The 22,402-nt window shown below is 43.1% G+C and carries 20 protein-coding genes; 16 read left to right on the top strand and 4 right to left on the bottom strand.

The genetic code is table 11. The features are described from left to right. The gene (locus ACXJY6_RS12490) at nucleotides 1-585 is read right to left on the bottom strand and encodes a CoA pyrophosphatase (RefSeq protein ID WP_458768555.1); all 585 of its coding nucleotides are present in this window, start codon (nucleotides 583-585) and stop codon (nucleotides 1-3) included. Further along, on the bottom strand, nucleotides 582-1,985 hold the full coding sequence (gene pabB, locus ACXJY6_RS12485) for an aminodeoxychorismate synthase component I (RefSeq protein WP_458768554.1): 1,404 nt from the start codon (nucleotides 1,983-1,985) through the stop codon (nucleotides 582-584). Before pabB ends, ACXJY6_RS12490 begins: the two co-directional genes overlap by 4 nt. Nucleotides 1,986-2,178: 193 nt before the next feature. Between pabB and ACXJY6_RS12480 the strand changes: the two genes are divergently transcribed. The 8 genes from ACXJY6_RS12480 to ACXJY6_RS12445 all read left to right on the top strand — a co-directional run bounded on the left by ACXJY6_RS12480 (nucleotide 2,179) and on the right by ACXJY6_RS12445 (nucleotide 9,943). After that, complete coding sequence (locus tag ACXJY6_RS12480) at nucleotides 2,179-3,696, top strand: fumarate hydratase (RefSeq protein ID WP_456049889.1); 1,518 nt, start codon at nucleotides 2,179-2,181, stop codon at nucleotides 3,694-3,696. A 128-nt stretch (nucleotides 3,697-3,824) separates the two neighbouring features. Beyond that, nucleotides 3,825-4,013 (top strand): hypothetical protein, encoded by a 189-nt coding sequence (locus tag ACXJY6_RS12475; RefSeq protein WP_456049888.1) that lies wholly within the window; start codon nucleotides 3,825-3,827, stop codon nucleotides 4,011-4,013. A gap of 108 nt (nucleotides 4,014-4,121) precedes the next feature. Continuing rightward, nucleotides 4,122-5,504 (top strand): YcjX family GTP-binding protein, encoded by a 1,383-nt coding sequence (locus ACXJY6_RS12470; RefSeq protein ID WP_458768553.1) that lies wholly within the window; start codon nucleotides 4,122-4,124, stop codon nucleotides 5,502-5,504. Further along, nucleotides 5,501-6,550 carry a YcjF family protein gene (locus ACXJY6_RS12465; protein ID WP_458768552.1) on the top strand — a complete coding sequence of 350 codons (1,050 nt, stop codon included), beginning with the start codon at nucleotides 5,501-5,503 and terminating at the stop codon, nucleotides 6,548-6,550. The genes ACXJY6_RS12470 and ACXJY6_RS12465 overlap by 4 nt, the downstream gene beginning before the upstream one ends. A gap of 143 nt (nucleotides 6,551-6,693) precedes the next feature. Next, nucleotides 6,694-8,238: a transcriptional regulator TyrR gene (tyrR, locus tag ACXJY6_RS12460; RefSeq protein ID WP_456049885.1), complete on the top strand. Its 1,545-nt coding sequence runs from the start codon at nucleotides 6,694-6,696 to the stop codon at nucleotides 8,236-8,238. A 52-nt stretch (nucleotides 8,239-8,290) separates the two neighbouring features. Continuing rightward, complete coding sequence (locus ACXJY6_RS12455; protein ID WP_458768551.1) at nucleotides 8,291-8,857, top strand: GNAT family N-acetyltransferase; 567 nt, start codon at nucleotides 8,291-8,293, stop codon at nucleotides 8,855-8,857. Between the two features lie 39 nt (nucleotides 8,858-8,896). Then, complete coding sequence (locus ACXJY6_RS12450) at nucleotides 8,897-9,451, top strand: HD domain-containing protein (protein ID WP_458768588.1); 555 nt, start codon at nucleotides 8,897-8,899, stop codon at nucleotides 9,449-9,451. A 9-nt stretch (nucleotides 9,452-9,460) separates the two neighbouring features. Beyond that, nucleotides 9,461-9,943 (top strand): DUF2947 domain-containing protein, encoded by a 483-nt coding sequence (locus ACXJY6_RS12445; protein WP_456049883.1) that lies wholly within the window; start codon nucleotides 9,461-9,463, stop codon nucleotides 9,941-9,943. 32 nt (nucleotides 9,944-9,975) lie between these two features. Here the strand turns inward: ACXJY6_RS12445 and nqrM are convergent, their stop codons facing one another. Next, nucleotides 9,976-10,188 carry a (Na+)-NQR maturation NqrM gene (nqrM, locus tag ACXJY6_RS12440; protein ID WP_458768550.1) on the bottom strand — a complete coding sequence of 71 codons (213 nt, stop codon included), beginning with the start codon at nucleotides 10,186-10,188 and terminating at the stop codon, nucleotides 9,976-9,978. Nucleotides 10,189-10,445: 257 nt separating this feature from the next. Here nqrM and ACXJY6_RS12435 point away from each other — a divergent pair, with 257 nt between their 5' ends. The 7 genes from ACXJY6_RS12435 to ACXJY6_RS12405 all read left to right on the top strand — a co-directional run bounded on the left by ACXJY6_RS12435 (nucleotide 10,446) and on the right by ACXJY6_RS12405 (nucleotide 20,995). Beyond that, entirely contained in the window at nucleotides 10,446-13,553 is a 3,108-nt protein-coding gene (locus tag ACXJY6_RS12435; RefSeq protein WP_458768549.1) for a beta-galactosidase, read from the top strand. A 99-nt stretch (nucleotides 13,554-13,652) separates the two neighbouring features. Further along, the gene (locus ACXJY6_RS12430; RefSeq protein ID WP_458768548.1) at nucleotides 13,653-14,360 is read left to right on the top strand and encodes a DUF2057 family protein; all 708 of its coding nucleotides are present in this window, start codon (nucleotides 13,653-13,655) and stop codon (nucleotides 14,358-14,360) included. 326 nt (nucleotides 14,361-14,686) lie between these two features. Further along, nucleotides 14,687-15,397 (top strand): GntR family transcriptional regulator, encoded by a 711-nt coding sequence (locus ACXJY6_RS12425; protein ID WP_458768547.1) that lies wholly within the window; start codon nucleotides 14,687-14,689, stop codon nucleotides 15,395-15,397. Nucleotides 15,398-15,406: 9 nt separating this feature from the next. Then, a complete protein-coding gene (prpB, locus tag ACXJY6_RS12420; protein WP_456049878.1) occupies nucleotides 15,407-16,297 on the top strand; it encodes a methylisocitrate lyase in 891 nt (296 codons plus the stop codon). Between the two features lie 138 nt (nucleotides 16,298-16,435). Continuing rightward, nucleotides 16,436-17,563, top strand: a complete 1,128-nt coding sequence (prpC, locus tag ACXJY6_RS12415; protein ID WP_456049877.1) for a bifunctional 2-methylcitrate synthase/citrate synthase — start codon at nucleotides 16,436-16,438, stop codon at nucleotides 17,561-17,563. Between the two features lie 41 nt (nucleotides 17,564-17,604). Beyond that, a complete protein-coding gene (locus ACXJY6_RS12410; RefSeq protein ID WP_458768546.1) occupies nucleotides 17,605-19,056 on the top strand; it encodes a bifunctional 2-methylcitrate dehydratase/aconitate hydratase in 1,452 nt (483 codons plus the stop codon). Nucleotides 19,057-19,105: 49 nt separating this feature from the next. Further along, nucleotides 19,106-20,995: a propionyl-CoA synthetase gene (locus ACXJY6_RS12405; RefSeq protein ID WP_458768545.1), complete on the top strand. Its 1,890-nt coding sequence runs from the start codon at nucleotides 19,106-19,108 to the stop codon at nucleotides 20,993-20,995. On the opposite strand, the gene ACXJY6_RS12400 is transcribed toward ACXJY6_RS12405, so the two are convergent. Then, complete coding sequence (locus ACXJY6_RS12400; protein WP_458768544.1) at nucleotides 20,960-21,166, bottom strand: hypothetical protein; 207 nt, start codon at nucleotides 21,164-21,166, stop codon at nucleotides 20,960-20,962. The genes ACXJY6_RS12405 and ACXJY6_RS12400 overlap by 36 nt on opposite strands. A gap of 4 nt (nucleotides 21,167-21,170) precedes the next feature. On the opposite strand from ACXJY6_RS12400, the gene ACXJY6_RS12395 reads away from it, so the two are divergent. After that, complete coding sequence (locus ACXJY6_RS12395) at nucleotides 21,171-22,301, top strand: ribosomal protein uL16 3-hydroxylase (RefSeq protein ID WP_458768543.1); 1,131 nt, start codon at nucleotides 21,171-21,173, stop codon at nucleotides 22,299-22,301. The last annotated feature ends 101 nt before the right edge of the window (nucleotides 22,302-22,402 follow it).

The raw sequence follows: 22,402 nt of genomic DNA, 5'->3' as shown, positions 1-22,402 counted from the left end.
TCACGATATACGAATGTGACGTTGAAGTGAGTCGATGATTTGTGCTGTCGCTCCCCAAATTAAGTAATTTTGATAGGGGATTGCATAGATACTATGGCTGCGATTTTTTCGTAAAATGCTTAACGATTTTATATTGTGAGGACTAAGTAGGTACGAAGCGGGAACTTCAAATACCTCGGCAACTTCATTGTGGTCAATGTTGAGTTCATAATTCGAATCAATTATTCCAACAATCGGTGTCACTGAGAACCCGGTTACGGTTGTGATTGGCGGAAGTTGACCGACAACGTCGATCAGCTCATTTTCTATCCCAACCTCTTCATAAGTTTCACGAAGCGCAGTATCGCTCAGACTCATATCGTACCCTTCGACTTTGCCTCCGGGAAAGCTAATTTGACCAGGGTGATGGCGCAAATGCTTTGCTCTTTGAGTCAAGATTATGTGGTATCCAGTATCACGCTCAACTAGACCAATCAATACCGCCGCATTCCGCAGGTTCTGATCGCGATTGGGCAACTGATTACGATAGAGTTGTGGTTGAGACAGACTAAATTGACGAATAAAAGCGTGACGATTCCAGATCATTTTCCTACCTTTTCTTGATAACCATAACTTAGTATCGGCAGGATTCGGGATAACTTGTCAAAAGTTTCTTGATATTCGGCATCGACTTGACTGTCGGCAACGAGGCCGCCTCCAGCCCAAGCGTATAATCTTCCTTTATTCGCAACCAAGGTTCGTATGGTTATACTCGTATCGACTTGTCCATTCCGACATATATAGCCAATACTGCCACAGTAGACATTCCGACGATGAGGCTCGAGTTCTTCGATTATTTCCATGGCTCGAACTTTCGGTGCACCAGTAATAGAGCCCCCTGGAAAGCACGCCCGCAATAAATCGGTGGCTTGATAGCTAGGAGCCAATTCCGCACGAATAGTACTCACTAAGTGATGGACAGCGGGGAAGCTTTCAATATCAAATAGGCTAGGAACAGAGACAGAACCAGGCAAAGCGACCCGGCCAATATCATTGCGCAACAAGTCGACAATCATAAGGTTCTCAGCCTGATCTTTCTTAGCATTCTTTAGGTCTTCGACATGAGCTTCGTCTAGATGCGGGATATCACTTCTTGGTCTGGTTCCTTTAATTGGCTTCGTTTCTATAACTCGGTTATTTAGCCCAATAAAGCGTTCGGGAGAAACACTGAGAACCGCCCCTTGAGGAAGGCGGAGAAATGCAGAAAACGGCGCCTGATTAGAGGTCGCTAATTCCTGATAGGCTTTCCACTCACTACCGTGATAATTCGCGATAAAACGCTGTGCTAAATTTACCTGATAACAGTCTCCTGATAAGAGGTAATGATGAATTTTAGCAAATTTTTTCTGGTAGCTTTGCGGCGTCATATTTGACGTCCAATCACTGGTCAACGCAAATTCTAATTCAATCGCTTCCTGATTGGATTGGATGTGTCGGTCAATAAACTGCTTTGCGTTTGATAAATTCTCTCCAACTAACTGCGCAGTTTTACATTGATGATCAATAACTATGGCCCAAGTATATATGCCAATCGCCATATCCGGCATATCGATATCATTTTCAGCAATAGTTGGGATACGTTCAACTCGGCGCCCCAAATCATAAGCGAAGTAACCCAAAGCTCCACCGGTAAACGGAAATTCCGAATCAATGGATGCAGAAGGGGTGAACTTGGCGGTTAACTGAGCAATAAGTTCAAAAGGGTCCGTTTGACTAGATTGTGTATCACCAGAGATATCAATCAGTGTATCTTCACCAAAAGTGGTTAATGTTGCACATGGATTTGCAACAATAATATCGTATCGATTATCGACATGATCATCGGCCGCAGAGTGTAATAACATCGACCAGTCGAGAGATTGTAAACTATCGAAAAGTGAAGTTGCTAAGTCTTTCTGGTATTCCATTTCGACAATGGATAAATGTAAGTTTTTATTGTTAATCATTTGTTTAAAATGTGACAGAGAGTAAGCTGACTGCGTAGAATGATTGTAAAACCAAGGGTATCATAAAATACAAACATAAAGTTCTACGACGTATCGTTCATTATGGTTATTTTTGATGGAAGCGAAGTATTATATTCAATCTATAACGATAATAAACTACGGACAGTAGATCACACATTAAATGAGGCAAGCAATGACGGTAATTAAAAAGGAAGACGTAATCAGCAGTGTGGCTGATGCGCTTCAGTACATCTCCTATTATCATCCTCTCGATTTCGTTCAAGCTCTAGAAAAAGCCTACCACAAAGAAGAGAGTCAAGCGGCAAAAGATGCCATGGCCCAAATCTTAATTAACTCACGTATGTCCGCAGAAGGGCGTCGTCCTATCTGTCAGGATACGGGGATTGTTACCTGCTTCGTTAACATTGGTATGAATGTCCAATGGGAAGGCGATATGACAGTTCAAGAGATGGTAGATGAAGGGGTTCGTCAGGCGTATACCAATCCAGATAATCCACTTCGTGCATCGGTGTTAAAAGATCCTGCGGGTAAGCGTATCAATACTAAGGACAACACACCTGCGGTTGTTCATATTAATATGGTACCGGGAAACAGTGTTGAAATTCAGATTGCCGCGAAAGGTGGTGGCTCTGAAAACAAAACTAAGATGGTGATGCTCAATCCATCCGATGATATTGCTGAATGGGTAGAGAAAACCCTTCCATTAATGGGGGCGGGTTGGTGTCCTCCTGGCATGCTGGGTATTGGTATCGGCGGTACAGCAGAGAAAGCCGCTGTGTTAGCTAAAGAATCGTTAATGGAACATATTGATATCCAAGAGTTAATTGATCGTGGCCCATCAAATGCTGAAGAAGAATTACGTTTAGATATCTTTGAGCGTGTGAATAAATTGGGTATCGGTGCGCAAGGTTTAGGCGGTCTAACAACGGTTGTTGATGTAAAAATCAAGTCAGCGCCAACTCACGCAGCGTCTAAACCCGTTTGTTTAATTCCAAACTGTGCAGCGACACGTCACGTTCACTTCACTCTAGACGGATCTGGCCCTGCTGAATTAACACCACCAAAACTTGAAGATTGGCCAGATATCACTTGGGAAGCGGGCGCAAATACACGTCGCGCTAACTTAAATACCGTGACTCGCGAAGAAACACAAACTTGGCGTACCGGAGAGACTGTTCTACTTTCTGGTAAAATTTTAACTGGTCGTGATGCTGCACATAAACGAATTCAAACCATGTTAGCCAATGGTGAAAGTTTGCCAGATGGTGTGGATTTGAAAGATAAGTTTATCTATTACGTTGGTCCCGTCGATGCTGTTGGCGACGAAGTTGTTGGACCTGCTGGACCGACGACATCAACTCGTATGGACAAATTTACCGACCTTATGCTTGGCGAACAAGTCGGTATTATGGGCATGATTGGTAAAGCGGAACGTGGACCGGCGGCAGTAGAATCGATCAAGAAACATAAATCGGTTTATTTAATGGCCGTAGGCGGAGCTGCGTATCTAGTGGCTAAAGCGATTAAAAAAGCTCGCGTTGTTGCCTTTGAAGAACTCGGTATGGAAGCGATTTACGAGTTTGAAGTCGAAGATATGCCCGTTACGGTTGCAGTTGACTCAACTGGCGCCAATGCTCACCAAATTGGTCCTGACACATGGAAAGTGAAAATAATGGAAGCCAATAAGTAAGCAAGTCTTATTAGTTAGCCACGTTTACTTTTTGCTGATAGAGCTGCCATTGAAACGGCAGCTCTTTGTTTTTTAGTATGTTATCCTCGGAAACAATCTACATACTTATTCAAGTTTCGAGTACTAACATGGTCAAATTTATTAAATTTTTACAACTTTGTTTTTTTACGTTATTCGCCGTAATGGTGGGATATGATTTCTTTCTTCAAGGGTTTGGGATATTGACAGAGCGCTATGTGTTACTAAGCGGAGCGTTCTTATTGCTTCTCGAACTCGCATTACTGGTGATCGTGAAATTAATCCAAGATGACGTGTAGCTGCTTTTATTATCGCCACTTTAAAATGAGAACGACGAACCACATATAAAGTTGATAACAAAGCACAACATTCAGCGCGTAAACTGTTTCTCGAAGGAGCCGTACCTCTTGATAGATTTGACTCACGAAATTTCAGACATATTAAACCGAACGGTAGATGGAAATATTAAGATTGCCGTTACTGGTTTATCACGTGCTGGTAAAACCGCATTTATTACATCGCTAGTGAATCAACTGCTACACACCTCAACCCATCAGAATTTGCCGTTTCTAAATGCTCAACGAGAACATCGCCTTATTGGAGCAAAACGGGTTTCTCAACAGAATATGTTGATCCCCAGTTTTAACTATGATGATGCGATGACTCAACTGCAATCCACACCTCCACAGTGGCCAGTGCCGACAAGAGATGTGAGTGAGATTAGATTGGCACTAAAATACCGCACGAATAGTCGCACCAAAGGTCTGTTTGGCAGAACAAAAACGCTATATCTTGATATTGTTGATTATCCTGGAGAGTGGTTATTAGACTTGCCAATGTTAAATCAAAGTTTTGAACAGTGGTCTCAGCAGCAATTCGATGCAATCAAAGGTGTCAGAAAAACACTCGCAAGTGATTGGCTTAGTCACTATAACGAACTCGATTTTACCCAAAATGTTGACGATGGGACATTGACTCGAGTTGCTGAGAGTTACACAGAATATCTGAATCAATGCAAAACGAGCGGTCTTCATTGGGCTCAGCCTGGGCGTTTTGTATTACCCGGAGAGCTTGCTGGAGCACCTGTGTTGCAGTTTTTCCCAGTACTGTTTGATAGAAAGGCATCTGAGCAACAACGTGATTCAAGTTACCAAAAGCTTCGCAACCGTTACCAGGAATATCAATCTAAAGTCATCAAAGCGTTTTACGAGCAACATTTTTCGACCTTTGACCGTCAGATTGTACTCGTGGATTGCTTAACTCCATTAAACCACAGTGACGAAGCCTTTTCCGACATGCGTGATGCTTTAGAGCAGCTCTTGACCAGCTTCAAATATGGACGTACGGGACTACTCGGTCGTTTATTCTCGCCAAAAATTGATAAAGTGCTTTTTGCAGCGACGAAAGCTGATCATATTACGCCTGATCAACATGAGAACTTGGTATCGTTGTTAACTCAATTAGTCCACCCAGCTTGGCAGCAAGTTGCCTACCAAGATATTGAGTTAAGTTGCGCGAGTGTTGCGTCTATTAGAGCAACGAAATCAGGAAAGATAGAAGCAGATGGTGAGTCTCACTTTGCTCTTAGAGGCAGAACAGAGCAGGGGAACAGTATTACTCTTTATCCGGGCGATGTTCCTCCTAAGCTACCAGAACCAAGCTTTTGGAAAGATGAAAATAGCTTTAATTTTCGTTCATTTATGCCTCCACGCCTAAGTAATGATGAACCATTACCACATATAAGAATGGATAGTGTTCTCGATTTTCTATTGGGAGATAAATTACGATGAAAGATATAAAACGCGAACGAATATTTGAAGAACCAACGGATAATCAAAATGAAGCCATTGGCGATCCGTTTAAGGCGACTTCGTCGAAAGAGTTTGATTTAGCGGCAACCTTTGTCGAACAAGACTCTCTTGCTAGTGAAGCCGCTTTGAGTGATGTTGCATCCGTTATTCGCCCGAGTCGCACTCGGAAATGGGGCGTTTCTCTACTTGCTGTAGGGTTTACTGGGCTATTGGCGTGGCAATTGACTGATTTAGTATTGGATGCAATTAACACCAAAAGTTGGTTGAGTCTGGGCTGGACGGGCTTTATTGCTGGTTTGTCAGTATTTGGTATCGCGAGATTGTTGAAAGAAGTGATAGCCTTAAGAAAGTTACGTCATCACTTTACATTGCAAGAACAAGCTGAAGCACTCATTGAGCAAAATAGTGTCGGCCATGCACAAGAGTTTTGTGAAAAACTCGCAACCAATGGCAAAGACGCGGTCGATAAGGTCAAGCTAGCGGAATGGAAAAACAAGCTGCACGGGGCTCATAGTGATGCGGAAGTATTCGATCTCTATGACAGTATTGTGATGAAGCAACAAGATGAGCTTGCACTTGAAACCATTTCGAAATATTCCAGTGAAAGCGCCGCTCTGGTGGCAATAAGTCCGCTCGCGATTGCCGACATGTTACTGGTTGCATGGCGAAACTTGAAAATGGTCGATGATCTTTCCGAGATTTATGGGGTATCTTTGGGCTATTGGGCGCGAATTCGTTTGTTTAAAAGCGTCCTGAAAAACATGGCATTTGCCGGTGTGACCGAATTGGCAATCGACAGTGGCATGGACATGTTATCGACCAGTTTAGCCAGTAAGTTGTCGGCACGAGCAGGGCAAGGTATTGGTGTGGGTATCTTAAATGCGAGGCTTGGTGTTCAAGCTCTAACATTACTTCGGCCATTACCCTGGTTTCCTGATCGCAACGTTAAATTAGGTCATGTGCGAAAACAGATTATTGGCCGTGTTAAGTCGTTAGTTACTGATACTACTAGCAATAAAAAATGAAGATTAGAATAACCCGTTCGTTAATCGGCTTTAGATTGATTATGCGGGTATTTTTATTAAATAAGCGATGAGATACCTTGACCTAGTTAAGGGCTTGATAGACACTACTGTCAACTTTACCTTACACCTAAGGATTGGTGGACGTGCGTCTAGAAGTTATATGCGAAGATCGTCTCGGATTAACCCGTGAACTACTTGATCTCCTAGCCAGCCGTAATATTGATTTACGAGGAATCGAAATTGATGTTGTCGGCATAATTTACCTCAACTGTCCTGACATCGATTTTGATACATTCAGCGAACTAATGACACAGATACGTCGAATTCAAGGGGTAAAAGACGTACGAAAAATCCAGTTTATGCCGATTGAGCGTCACAATACTGAATTGGTTTCACTCCTAAATAACTTACCCGATGCTGTACTCTCTATCGACCTAAAAGGTACGATTGATATGGCCAATAGTGCAGCTATAGCGTTGTTCAACAAATCGGAACAAGAGATTGTTGAACAGCCGATTTCAAATTTTGTTACCTCTTTTAATCTGACCGATTGGCTTGAAGGAAATCAAGCTCGCTTGCGTGAATATATTGTATTAGATGGGCTGGACTATCGTCTTGAAATTATGCCGGTTTATATTCAATCCGACAGCCATGAAAAAACACTCGCAAGCATTATGATGATCTTCCGTGCGAGTCAAGCACACGGCGAGGTTAACAGTCTATTGCCTTTGCATCATGATTTAGGGTTTGAGCACTTTGTTGGGGTATCCAACCGCCACAAGGCATTAATCAATCAAGCTAAAAAACTCGCGCTATTGGAACAGCCTTTATTGATAGAGGGCGATACGGGTACTGGCAAGGAAATGTTAGCCAAAGCTTGCCATAACCGTTCTGAACGCGCAAATGCACCATTCTTGGTTCTGAGCTGTGCATCGATGCCTGATGATGTGGCTGAAACGGAATTGTTTGGTCATGCTCCCGGGTCGTTTAATCATCAGCAAGGCCATAAAGGAATTTTCGAGCAAGCCGACGGTGGCACAGTATTTCTCGATGAAATCGGTGAGATGTCACCGCATTTGCAGAGCAAGTTACTCCGCTTTCTACAAGACGGCTCATTTCGTCGTGTCGGTGAAGAACAGGAACTTCAGTTCAATGTTAGAGTCATTGCCTCTACTCGGCATGATCTTGCATTATTGGCCGAATCGGGACAGTTTCGTGAAGATCTCTATTACCGCCTTAATGTATTGACTCTTAAGATTCCCACATTAAAAGACCGACCGAGCGATATTCAACCTTTAGTCGAATTATTTGTTGCTAAGCATTGTAAAGTACTGGGGATGCTAAAACCCCAAATTAGTACCGAGCTATTTGAGCAACTGGCGTATTACCCTTGGCCAGGCAACATTCGTCAGTTGGAGAACTCGGTACTCAGAGCATTAACTGAAGTCGATGACCAAGCGATGAATATTGAGCATTTTCAATTACCGAGCGTAGAAAGTGAGGCCGCTGCTGCATTGCAGTTAAACTTGGAAGGTACACTCGACACAATCATGAGTGATTATGAGTCAAAAATATTGGATAAGCTGTATCAATCTTTTCCGTCGAGTCGAAAACTCGCGAAACGATTGGGGGTTTCTCATACTTCAATTGCCAATAAACTGCGTGATTATGGCATCAATAAGTCTTAGTCTCGAGTTAGAACACAATTTATCGATAAATGGTAAAGAGGTTTAACGTAAGATGACCGCTGGGCATGTCTATTTAACCGATGGTAATGTAATCGTTCGTGATGCGCGTTTGGATGATGCATCGAGAATTAGTAGTTATTTTATTACCAATCGAGACCACTTAAAACCGTGGGAACCAGAACGAGAAGGGGTTTTTTATAGCCCTGCGTCATGGTCGCAACGCTTAATTAAGTTAGCTGAATTACATAAAATAGGCTTGGGTTTTTACCTGCTTGTGTTTGTTGACAATAAGATGGTCGGGACCATTTCATTCAGTCAATTAGTCCGTTTTCCTGTTTATTCATGCAATGTTGGATACTCTTTGGCTGCTGCTGCAGTTGGAAAAGGTATCATGACCGCAGCTTTAAAATTGGCGTGTGAGTATATGTTCGAAGAACAACATATGCATAGAATCAATGCTGCTTATATGCCGAGAAACAAACGTAGTTCAAATGTGTTACATTGTAACGGGTTCGTTGAAGAAGGATTTGCAAAAGAATATTTATTAATTAATGGGAAATGGGAAGACCATAATTTAACCGCATTAATTAACCCAAATTGGAAACCAAACGAGGAATAACGTTTGAACAAAAATTTAGAAAAACAACTCGAGTTGGTGATGGAGCTGGATCAGCTTAAATCAGTTTTACGCCGTACTAGAGTGAAATCTGCAGGCGGACGTGAAGAGAACAGCGCTGAACACAGTTGGCACGTTGCATTGATGGCTGTGTTATTGGAAGAGCATGCCAATCGTCCCGTAGAGATAGCGCGCGTAGTTAAGATGTTACTGATTCATGATGTAGTAGAAATTGATGCAGGTGATACATTTGTTTACGATGCTGTTGCGTCGGCAACCCAAGAAGACGAAGAACTAAAAGCCGCGAAACGCTTGTTCGGAATGTTACCTCAAGAACAAGGCGAGGAGCTATACCAACTTTGGTTAGAGTTCGAAGCCGCAGCAACGGCGGATGCACAGTTTGCCAAAGCACTTGATCGTTTAGTGCCAATGTTGCTCAATTATCACAACCAAGGTCAAAGTTGGAAAGAACATGGTATTCATCGTGATCAAGTGATTGCAGTGAATCAACGAATTGAAGTTGGTTCGCAAACGTTGTGGGAATACGCACAAAAGATCATCGGTGACGCAGTCAAAAACGGCTGGTTAAAATCTTAGGAGATAGGTTTGGCTTATATATCACTTGAAGAATATTCACGGAAGTGGATATTCACCCATGCTTCAATGCCATTGCCACCAGAAGCATTAGAACAAATAAAACCGATGTCTCAACAACGCGCGAGTTTGTTTTGGAAAGAGAATGTCAGTGATTCAAGCCCTGATGCTGAAAGGTTAGCTCAATCGGATTGGCCGATGAAATTGGCCAACTGGTCAAATGAAGTCAACTGGATGCAGGAGTGGGAAGGGGACGATGCGGCATTGCCTTTGGCGGTTTTAGAACACATAAACTGGCAGGATGATGTGACGGTCTATTTCTGTTATGAAAAATACAACGTCATTGAAACCAAATGGAAAGTATTTAAGCAACATTGGAAGAACTTTCTATTTTATGACGATGGGCCAATATTGATTGCTCGGCGTCGTAATGAAGCGCTTTGGTTTCATGATAATGGTTCGGTGAAAATTGGTTTTCGAAATAAAGAAGCGTAATGAAGAACGCTTGAAATAGGTAGGTCAATCGTTTACTCGGTTGGCTTACTGGGTTCTTCTATTTGATATAGCTGCTTCTCAACGTCATGCTCTTCACAAACCGTTTCACAATTACACAACCTATCTACATCTACATTTGCCAACCCACCACAGCTGCCCTGTATTGCTTTGCGCTTCATCATTACGCCAATAGCCATTAAAGCCATCACAATTAGAAAAAATAGAAACGTATAAAGTAATGTCATCGCTAACCTACAAGAAATCAATTTCGATTTATAGATAATAGCATATGCAATTTATAAAGTCGAAAGAGGTTATATTTCAAGGAAACTCGACTTACTTTGCTAGAAAATCTAACGTTGCTCTCAGTTGTTAACTGGCTATTTTGATAATTTATCGGAATTAATGTAAACGTTACCATTGATAGCATCGTACTATTAATTTTTCGTTCTACACTCGGATTCATCTATTCTAATAAGTCACCACAAAAGGTCATTCATCGATGAAAGATTTCAGCTCCATCATTGCCGCAAGAGATTGGGAAAATCAGAATGTTACTCAACGAAACGCGATTAACGCGCACGCTGTTTATCATGGTTACTGTGATGAAGTAGAAGCGTTGCAAAATGATACCTTGAGTAAAACGGCAAGTAATCAAATCAGTTTAAATGGCGAATGGAAATTTAAGTTGTTTGATCAGCCAGAATCCGTGGTAGCTGAACAGGTAAGTAGAGAGTGTGACGACAGCGGATGGGAATCTATTACGATACCAAGTAATTGGCAACTTCAAGGCTTTGATCATCCGATTTATACCAACATAAAATACCCCTTTGCTGATACGCCACCAATGGTTCCATCTCAGAACCCAACAGGGGTCTATCGGCATAAATTCAAATATAAGTTCCAAGAAGGGAGTGACATTGTCACGTTTGAAGGAGTGAATTCAGCATTCCATCTCTGGTGTAATGGTGAATGGGTAGGGTATGGTCAAGACAGTCGCTTACCAACCGAATTCGACCTAAACACATTTCTTGTTGATGGAGAAAACCAAATCACCCTGATGGTCATGCGTTGGTCGGACGGTTCATATTTAGAAGATCAAGATATGTGGTGGCTCAGCGGAATATTTCGTGATGTTACCCTAACGCATAAAGCAACATCATATTTGTTTGATATTGATATTAAAACAGACCTAGATGCGTTGTATCGAGATGCGCAGTTAAAGGTTGAAACACATATTGCCAATGTGAGTGATAACCACAGAGTCGAAGTCAGTTTATACGACAGGGCTGGAAACACGATCATTGAACCTGTGTCAGCAATGCCCAACACTCGCTACGTCGATGAAAAAGGGCGTTGGGCAGACAAAGCCTTCCACGATATTCGCGTGGCAAACCCTTCAAAATGGAGTGCGGAGTCCCCTAGCTTATACCGCATCGTGATTGCCCTCAAAGACGGTCAAGGAAATACTCTTGATTGTGAAGCTTACAACATAGGCTTTCGCAAAGTTGAAATTACGAGTGGTTTGCTCACTTTAAATGGTAAGTCGCTACTGATTCGCGGCGTCAATCGTCACGAACATCATCCTGAGCTTGGTCACGCGGTGGATCGAGATTCTATGATTGCTGATATCAAATTGATGAAACAGTTCAACTTTAATGCCGTTCGCACCGCGCATTATCCAAATCAGTCTTTGTGTTATGAGCTGTGTGATGAATATGGTCTCTATGTGGTTGATGAAGCCAATATTGAAACTCATGGTCAGTTTCCAATGTCTCGACTATCCAATGACACCAGTTGGTTGCATGCTTATAGCGAGCGAGTAACTAGAATGGTCGAAAGAGACAAGAATCACCCTTCAATTATTATTTGGTCGCTGGGTAACGAATCGGGAATTGGAAGCAACCATCACGCCTTATACCAATGGATCAAACAGCGCGATCCATCTCGACCTGTACAATATGAAGGGGGAGGTTCGGCTACTGCTGCTACCGATATCATCGCACCGATGTATGCCCGAGTAGAAACTGACCAACTTTTGCCCGATGCGCCCGATGTGGTGCCAAAAATCGCGATCAAAAAGTGGATATCACTACCTGACGAAACTCGGCCGTTGATTCTGTGTGAATATGCGCACGCAATGGGAAATAGTCTCGGCAGCTTTGAAGACTATTGGCAAGCGTTTCGTGAGTATCCTCGGCTTCAAGGTGGATTTATCTGGGATTGGGTTGACCAAGGAATTACCAAGGTCGACGAAAACGGTCAAAAATATTGGGCATATGGTGGAGACTTTGGCGATGAAATCAACGATAGACAGTTTTGTATCAATGGTTTGATTTTTCCAGATCGAACGCCGCATCCAACACTATATGAAGCGAAGCAATGTCAGCAGTTTCATCAAATTGAGTTAGTGGCGTCGGATCCTTTTACTGTCTCGATTACCAGCGAATATCTATTTACTGATTCGATTGATGAACAAGTGCGTTGGCGTCTACTTGAGAATGGACATGAATTATCATCGATTAGTCTTGATTTAGAACTTTCGGCACAACAAACGATCACCTTAAACGTTCCCGATTTTAATTGTACCTATGTGGTGGGCAAAGAGTATTTTGTTGAAGTTAGTGTGATAAAAAGTGTTGCGACGAATTGGAGCGAAGCTGGGCATATTATCTCACAACAGCAATTTCCATATAGCAAGGTTGAAAGGCTTCAAGCACCAATACCAAAATTGGCAACAGACTCATTTGAGGTTGTAAAAGATAACACATCTCTGATTGTTATAAATGGTCGCCAGAAAGTTATATTCTCTACTTCAACGGGACGAATTGAACAGTGGACAGTCAACGGCGAACCACAACTCGCATCTCCAATTCATGATAACTTCTATCGAGCACCTCTCGATAACGATATCGGCACCAGTGAAGCCAATTTTCTCGACCCTAATTCATGGATTGCCGTTTGGTCGAACGCTGGTATTGGCGATTGGCAACATCAAGGTAAACTGTTAACTCATTACGTTACGCCTTTTGCGGTAAAAATAGTGAGTGAACATCATTATCATTTTGAATCTGAACTTATGCTGGTTACCCAGTGGGAAACGACGATTGAATCAAACGGTGACATCAGTTTTGATATTAAGGTTTTGCCAGCGCCTTCATTACCCTCATTACCTAGGGTCGGGGTCGAACTGGGATTGAACCGCCAACCTGAATCTGTCAATTGGTATGGTCGTGGGCCCCATGAAAATTACCCTGACCGCAAAGCATCAGCACAGATCGGAAATTACACGGTATCATTAAGTGAAATGCATACCCCTTACATATTCCCTACGGATAATGGTCTGCGTTGTGATGTTCGTTGGAGTTCTATTGGGAAATTAATGGTCAGTGGAATACATCAATTACAGGTGAGTCGTTACAGTCTGGAAAACTTAACTCTCGCTAACCATACCAACGAGCTTATTGACGACGGAATTTGTTGGGTGAGGCTAGATCATTGTCATATGGGCGTTGGTGGTGATGATTCTTGGACTCCTAGTGTTCACGAAGAGTTTCGCTTGAAGAGTAAAGAATATCGTTATCAATTGACATTGAATATGAGTATATAACTCTCAATTTATGTAAGTCTCACAGGGAGCTTTGCAGTTTTCTGATAATATGGTGAGCTTGGATAGGTTAAGAGTTATTAAACTAGTTTGGATAAATTCATGAAACTACGGAAAATTATTATTGGTGCGCTAATCGCAAGTTGTAGTGCAATCGTAAATGCTGAAGTGACAATAAAAACCGATGACACAGTCAGTATCCTTTCAGTGAATGCGAGTTCCCCAGACATAACCAGTAAAGGGTTTTTGTCATCGGAGCGTACGGTTAATTTACCCGATGGTGTCAGTCAAATTGTATTTAAATATGAACCTTACTTTGACGCTGAGGTAGATGGTCAAGAACGAACGGTGACAGTATCAAGTAAAGCCATTATTGCACGTTTTGAAGCGACTAATACCGAGCTAACGTTTGATTTTCCTAGCTATAAAAATGTCGATCAAGCCGAAGCCGATATTGAAAACCTTCACTGGTCTCTGAATGATAAAAGTGGTGCACCAATTGCCGTTGTCGAAGATGTATTGATTAAAGGTGGTGTACAAATCTCAAGAAATTACAGTCGTGAAGCAGAAGATTATAATAGGAAAGGTCGTGGCGTTGCAGTTATTGCCCCTTTTGGTAGTAGCTCGACTGTTGTTGCTCCAGCCCCAGGAACATTAACAACGACAAATGTTGCGTTAGATAACGCTACAACCTCTCAGAGCAGTAGCACTCCCGAAAACGGGAATACTGCAGAAGAGATGTTGCTATTCTGGTATCACAAAGCTGATGCGCAAACTCAAGCGCGCTTTAGAGAATATGTGAATCAATAAATCCCGAAAAGTTAACGCAACTCTCCTTTAAACACATGTTGGCAATTATGTACCAACATGTGTTTAGTCTATCGAAAAAATAGTCGGTTTTAGTCAATCAATAACGGTGAATAGCTTTACTCCCTTCTTTTAATTTTCCTTTAATATTGTCAACAATGTCACTTCATGAGATTTAATTTATAAGACTTTAGGTGCGACATTCCCCCTTATTACGCTAATTCAGCCAGTTTTATTTTAGACCTTAGTCTAGATTGTCGACAATAGTATTGATTGTCGACAATCTAACCGATTATGCTTGTTGCACGCATTGAGGACAGGTACCAAATATGATGGGCGAATTGAAACCAATAAAAAAACAAAGAAACCAGGAAAGTGAAAAAGAGAACACCAAATCGGAACATCTTACCGAATACTTAGTCGATGCCATCGTTCAAGGAGAAATTCCTTCTGGTAGTAAAATCTCTGAACCGGAGCTAGCAAAGCGTCTTGCTGTAAGTCGTGGCCCATTGCGAGAAGCGTTAATGAGACTAGAAGGGTTGGGGTTAATCGAAAGAATTCCACATGTTGGCGCTCGTGTTATTGAGCTCACCAGTGAAAAATTAATCGAGCTTTACTCGGTACGTGAAGCATTAGAAGGAATGGCAGCACGGTTAGCTGCAAAGAACATCTCTGATGAACAATTAGCGGAGTTAACGCAACTACTGCAATCGCACCGCGAACACCTTAATCAAAATGGAGGACAACGCTACTTGCAACAAGATGGCAATTTCGACTTCCATTACTTGGTTATAAAAGCAAGCGGCAACCAACACCTTATCACTTTGCTATGTGACGAACTCTACCAGCAGTTGCGAATGTTTCGCTATCAATCTCCACGAGCGGTAACCGATCCCCAAGAAGCACTTCGAGAGCATGAAAATATACTTCATGCCATTTCTCAACACGATCAAGAGTTAGCTGAAATGCTCATGCGTCGTCATATCGCGGCAAGCAGAAAATTGATTGAACTTGATTTAAACAATGAATCCTCTAATTAGGAGAAGGTGATGTCAGTGACTCCCGGACAAAAATTTAGACAGGCAATTGTCGACAATAACCCGCTACAAATTGTCGGTGCGATTAATCCCTATTGCGCAATGATGGCAGAACAACTGGGCCATAACGCTATATACCTTTCTGGTGGTGGTATCGCCAATGCGTCATACGGATTACCCGATTTAGGAATCACCACGTTGAATGATGTGGTAGCTGATGTTGATAGAGTAACTAATGCGTCGACGTTGCCACTTCTAGTTGATATCGACACGGGTTTTGGTGGTGCATTTAACATTGCTCGTACCATTAGAATGATGGAGAAAGCGGGCGCCGCAGCGGTTCATATGGAAGATCAAGTTGCTCAAAAACGATGTGGCCACCGACCAAACAAAGCCGTAGTCAGTACTCAAGAGATGTGTGATCGCATCAGAGCTGCTGTTGATGCAAGACACGATGACAGTTTCGTTATGATGGCTCGAACGGACGCTCTCGCAATTGAAGGCATAGATAAAGCGATAGAGCGAGCAGTTGCTTATGTCGAGGCAGGTGCTGATATGGTTTTTCCTGAAGCGATTAATCAACTCGAGCAATATCAACAATTCAAGGAAGCACTTGATTCCGCTATTGGTCGTCCAGTGCCAATTCTTGCCAATATTACCGAATTTGGACAAACACCTTTGTATTCATCAACGGAACTGGCCAGAGTTGGTGTTGATATGGTGCTTTATCCATTGAGTGCGTTTAGAGCCATGAATCGAGCGGCTGAACAGGTTTATCAATCATTACTAAGTGAAGGACATCAACGTGACGTAGTTGACCAAATGCAAACGCGATCAGAGCTCTACGAATATCTCAACTATCACCAATATGAGGATAAGCTTGATCAGTTATACAAATCTTAACTAGCTCCACGAACTGACAAAAATAGTTCAAATACATCTAATAACGTGAATCGATCAACGCGACTTTGCCCATAGAGGCTCGTCCAAAGAGACGACGACAATCAGTCACTTAAGCGCAGCGATCAAAAGGAGATAACCATGCCTTATAAAGCAATAGGCGGGGCGGGCTTGCGCGGCCAAAGCGCAGGTGAAACCGCAATATGTACAGTTGGTCAATCTGGAACTGGACTTACATACCGCGGCTACGACATTACCGACCTAGCAAACAATGCAACATTTGAAGAAGTAGCACATTTGCTCCTTCGTGGTCATTTACCCAATAGCCACGAACTCGATGAGTACTGTAAACACCTTCAAAACTTAAGAGGCTTACCTCAACCACTCATCGATGTACTCGAGCGAATACCTGCCAGTGCGAATCCAATGGATGTATTGCGGACGGGATGTTCTATGCTCGGTAACATCGAAATAGAAGAGTCATTTGATCACCAACTGCACGCTAGTGAAAGGATGTTGGCACTGTTTCCTGCGATCATCTGCTATTGGTATCGCTTTTCTCACTTTGGTATACGTGTCGATACATTTGATCAAACTGAAGAGACTACGGGTGGTTACTTTCTCCGTTTACTCTCCGATGCAACGCCGAGTGAATTGCATCGTAAAGTCATGCATTGCTCACTTGTTCTGTACGCTGAACATGAATTCAATGCCTCGACTTTTGCGGCACGTGTGTGTGCATCCACACTATCCGATATCCACTCGTGCGTCTCTGCTGCGATCGGCACATTGCGCGGTCCCCTTCATGGCGGTGCTAATGAAGCAGCGATGGCCATGATTGAACCTTGGCAAACCCCCGAACAAGCTGAAGCTGAATTACTTGCTCGCTTAGAACGCAAAGAGCTAGTGATGGGCTTTGGTCATGCAATATATCGAGAATCCGACCCAAGAAATGCGTTAATCAAACATTGGTCGAAATTGTTGTCTGACGAGCAAGGAGACTCGGTGCTATACGCCGTTTCAGAGCGGGTTGAGCAGGTAATGAAGCGCGAGAAAGACCTATTTTGCAACGCCGACTTCTTCCATGCATCGGCCTATCACTTTATGGGCATTCCAACCAAATTATTTACCCCGATTTTTGTGATGAGCCGTTTAACTGGGTGGACTTCTCATGTATTTGAACAGCGAGCGAACAATCGAATTATTCGCCCAAGTGCCGATTATACGGGGCCAGATCCACAAGCTTGGTTGCCTATAGAGCAGCGTTAATACATTGAACTAATAATTAGAATCCATAGGAATATATCGATATGAGCCAAAATGTAGAATTTAACCAACGCCCGCAGCCAGACCAGTTGCTAATTGATATCGCGGAATATGTTTGTAATCACGACATAACATCTAATGAAGCATATAACACCGCGAGAAACTGCCTTATTGACACACTAGGTTGCGGCCTGTTGGCATTACGATTCCCAGAGTGCACCAAGCATTTAGGGCCGATTGTACCGGGGACAACGGTATTGAATGGTGCTCGAGTACCGGGTACTTCTCACGAGCTAGATCCGGTAACGGCTGCCTTCAATATCGGCTGTATGATCCGTTGGCTCGACTTTAATGACACCTGGCTTGCAGCGGAATGGGGTCATCCATCGGATAACTTGGGTGGCATCCTTGCAACGGCTGATTACCTAAGTCGGGTCGCTGTTTCTCAAGGTGAGCAACCACTAACCATGCGTGACGTGTTAACCGCGATGATTAAAGCTCATGAAATTCAGGGCGTCCTCGCAATTGAAAATAGTTACAACCGAGTAGGGTTAGATCATGTGCTTTTAGTCAGGGTTGCCTCGACAGCGGTTGTTACTCGAATGCTTGGTGGCACCAAAGATCAGGTGATCGATGCGGTGTCACAAGCTTGGGTTGATGGATGTTCGTTGCGAACCTATCGCCATTCACCCAACGCAGGTTCGCGTAAGTCATGGGCTGCGGGAGATGCGACTTCTCGCGCAGTGCGTCTCGCAATGATTACCATGAAAGGTGAAATGGGAATTCCAACGGTGTTAACTGCGCCCAATTGGGGCTATTACGACGTACTTTTCAAAGGAGAGTCCTTTAAAGTTAACCAAGCGTTCGATAGCTATGTTATGGAAAATGTACTGTTTAAGATTTCATTTCCAGCGGAGTTTCATGCTCAAACTGCGGTCGAATGTGCGGTCACATTGCATCCACAAATAAAAGATCGTCTCGATCAAATTGAACGTATTGAGTTAACGACGCATGAGTCAGCGATTCGAATCATTTCAAAAGAGGGCGATCTCGCAAACCCAGCTGACCGAGATCATTGCTTGCAATATATGGTTGCTGTGCCGTTGATATTTGGTGATCTGGTCGCTGAACACTATGAAGATGCATTCCACAACGAAAATCCAATGATCGACCAACTACGTTCGAAAATGGTGGTACAGGAAGATGCGCGATTCACTCAAGAATATCTAGAGTCTGACAAGCGTTCGATAGCCAATGCTATTCAAGTTTTCTTTACCGATGGTTCAAGCACAGAGAAGGTGACTGTTGAGTATCCGATTGGGCATCGTCGCAGACGCGAAGAGGGAATCCCTGTCTTAGAAGCGAAGTTTGAGCGCAACCTTACAACAAGGTTCCCTTCTGCTCAGGTCGATTCAATTATGGCGCTATCACTTGATCAAACCGAATTAGAACAAATGCCGGTGAACCAATTTATGCAACGCTTGGCGATCAATTAACGGACTATCGGTGACGGATTAGTGATTCGTCACCGCAGTAGGAATCATTATGTCAAAATACGAGAATGAATATCGCCAATCGGTTGTTGATCCTGAAGGATATTGGTTAAAACAGGCCAAAGAACTGGATTGGTTCACTCAACCTAGTATTGGGTTGTCCCATGATGAAAATGATATTGAACGTTGGTTTACCGATGGTGAACTCAATACCTGTTGGCTAGCATTGGATTTTCATTGTGAAAACGACAGGGGAGAGCAAATAGCACTAATTTATGACTCTCCAGTGACCAATACTAAACGACAATATACTTACTTTCAGTTGCGAGATGAAGTTGCTAAGACGGCTGGGATGTTGGCTGAATTGGGTGTCAATAAAGGCGACCGTGTCGTTATATACATGCCTATGATTCCGCAGGCCGCGATTGCGATGTTAGCCACTGCTCGTCTAGGAGCGATTCACTCAGTCGTATTTGGTGGGTTTGCGTCAAATGAGTTAGCGGTACGGATTGAAGATGCTGAACCAAAAGTTGTCTTAACCGCGTCTTGTGGAGTTGAAGTCAGCAATGTGATTGCCTATAAACCTTTGGTCGATCAAGCGGTAACCGAAAGTCGCTGTAAACCAGATGCAGTAGTGATTTGGCAGCGACCTGAGTTATTGGCACCGCTAACTGAAGTTCGCGATAAATCTTGGCAATCATTAATCAACACCGCACAACCTCATGATTGCGTTAGCGTGAATGCGATAGACCCCCTCTATATTCTCTACACATCAGGAACGACAGGAAAACCTAAAGGCGTCGTGCGTGATAACGGTGGCCATGCGGTGGCCATGAAGTATTCAATGAGCGCCATTTATAATGTCAAACCTGGTGAAGTTTTTTGGGCAGCATCGGATGTGGGTTGGGTGGTTGGCCATTCGTATATTGTTTATGCGCCACTAATTCATGGCTGCACTACGATTTTATTTGAGGGTAAGCCAGTGCGAACGCCAGACCCAGGTGCATTTTGGCGAGTGTGCCAAGACTATAAAGTGAGCGTGCTATTCTCCGCGCCAACCGCCTTTCGTGCGATAAAGAAAGAAGATCCTCAAGGAAAATTGGTTAATCAATACGACTTGTCCACATTGAGAACCATCTTTATGGCGGGTGAGCGGTTAGATCCGCCTACCTTAGATTGGGTGCTCGATAAAACCGCTAAACCAGTTGTCGATCACTGGTGGCAAACAGAAACTGGTTGGGCGATTGCGTCGAATCCAATTGGTATTGAAGCAATGGAGATTAAACCAGGCTCGGCAACCAAGCCAACTCCTGGTTATCAAGTATCAATTTTGGATGAAATGGGGCTTAAAGTTGGCCCGAATCAGCAAGGCTTTGTGGCATTAAAACGTCCTTTACCACCGAGTTGTCTTCCAACCGTTTGGCGCAATCACGAGCGTTTTGAATCAGGCTATTTAACGCAATTTCCCGGTTATTATGTGTCGGGTGATGGTGGCTACTTCGACGAGGATGGCTATTTGTTTATTATGGGGCGAATAGACGATGTCATTAACGTTGCTGGTCATCGTCTTTCCACTGGAGAAATGGAAGAAATCGTCGGCGCGCACAATGCAGTCGCTGAATGTGCCGTTGTTGGAGTGCACGATGAGCTGAAGGGCCAATTACCCTTGGGTTTTGTTGTGTTAAAAGACGGTGTGAAAATCGACGATGAAACTCTAGAGAAAGAGTTAGTTAAATCGGTACGTGAGCATATTGGGGGCATTGCTTGTTTTAAACACGCTATTGTCGTTGAACGTTTACCAAAAACCCGTTCAGGGAAAATTCTCCGTCGTATCATTCGTCAAATTGCCGATGGTGAAAGTTATACAGTACCTTCAACAATTGATGATCCAAGTAGTTTGAACGAACTAGAACAGCAACTTCATCAGACCGTGGGCGATTGATGTGTAAATTGAAGAGATAGCAAAAGCGACCACAAATGGTCGCTTTTTGTATTGAGCATACGCTAATAAAATTTTTGATGACGACGTGTTGTATCGATCTCTGGTAATATGTGCGCCCAATATCGCATAGGTAGAGGCTTGAATACCAAACGCCTCAACACCCAAGGTCATTATAATGTTCCAGCTTAATTTAGATATCAGTCATTTTTTAGAAACCTATTGGCAAAAAAAGCCGACGGTGATTAAGCAAGGCTTTAGACACTTTGTTGATCCTATTACTCCTGATGAAATTGCAGGTCTTGCAATGGAAGAAGAAATCGAAAGTCGCCTTGTCTTTCGAGATACCCAGCAGCAGTGGCAAGCTGAGTGTGGCCCGTTTGAAACCTTTGAACGACTTGACGCTGATGGGGCAACATTATTGATTCAGGCTGTCGACAATTGGCATGAAGATGCGCAACAACTAGTCCGTCCCTTCCGTTTTTTGCCAAACTGGCGCATTGACGATTTGATGATCAGTTATTCAACTCCTGAAGGGGGAGTCGGGCCTCATATCGATAACTACGACGTATTTATTATTCAAGGTTTAGGTAAACGACATTGGCGTGTCGGCAAGCAAGAAAAGCTAGATGAATTCGCAGCGCATGGTGCACTTAAACACTGCGAAGCGTTCGAAGCGGTTATTGATGTAGAACTCGAGCCAGGAGATATTTTATATATCCCAAACGGGTGTCCGCATGAGGGTTATGCTATCGAGCCTTCGCTAAATTATAGTGTTGGATTTCGCGCCCCAGACCAAAATGACTTGTTTAGTAGTTTTGCCGATTATCTGATCGATAACAATCCAAAAGCAGAGCGATATACCGATATTTCGATGCACCGGAGAGAGAAATCCGGGCAGATAGAATCCCAAGAGTTAGCTGAGTTACATCGAGTAATGCTCGCAAGTTGTGCAGAACCAGAACAGTTAATACCTTGGCTAGGAAGAATGCTGAGTGATGCTAAACATGATTTAGATCTAGCTCCACCAGACATTCCATACACACATACTGATGTGATTGAAGCGGTAAATAATGGTGCACAGTTTGTTCGTTTAGGCGGGCTACGTGCGATGTATTTTGAACATGACTCTTCGTTGATATTCATCAATGGAAAACAATACGATGTTTCAAAGTGTATTAAATTTGCTCAATCGCTATGTGATCAAGATGAAGTATCGAACCAGATGCTTGATTTACTCACCCATTCGAATGACGTAATGAACTTATTTATTAAGTTAGTTAATTCCGGATATTGGTACGAGCGTTAGCTTATTATTACTCACGTTAGTTTACTATCGTACGCACGAGTTTAGCATGGTAGGTTATTTATCAAGCCTGCCATTTACCATCTTACCTTACTTTTTTCGGT

The sequence above is a fragment of the Vibrio phycocola genome (assembly GCF_054404255.1).
This window is presented reverse-complemented; position numbering and strand designations above follow the sequence as displayed.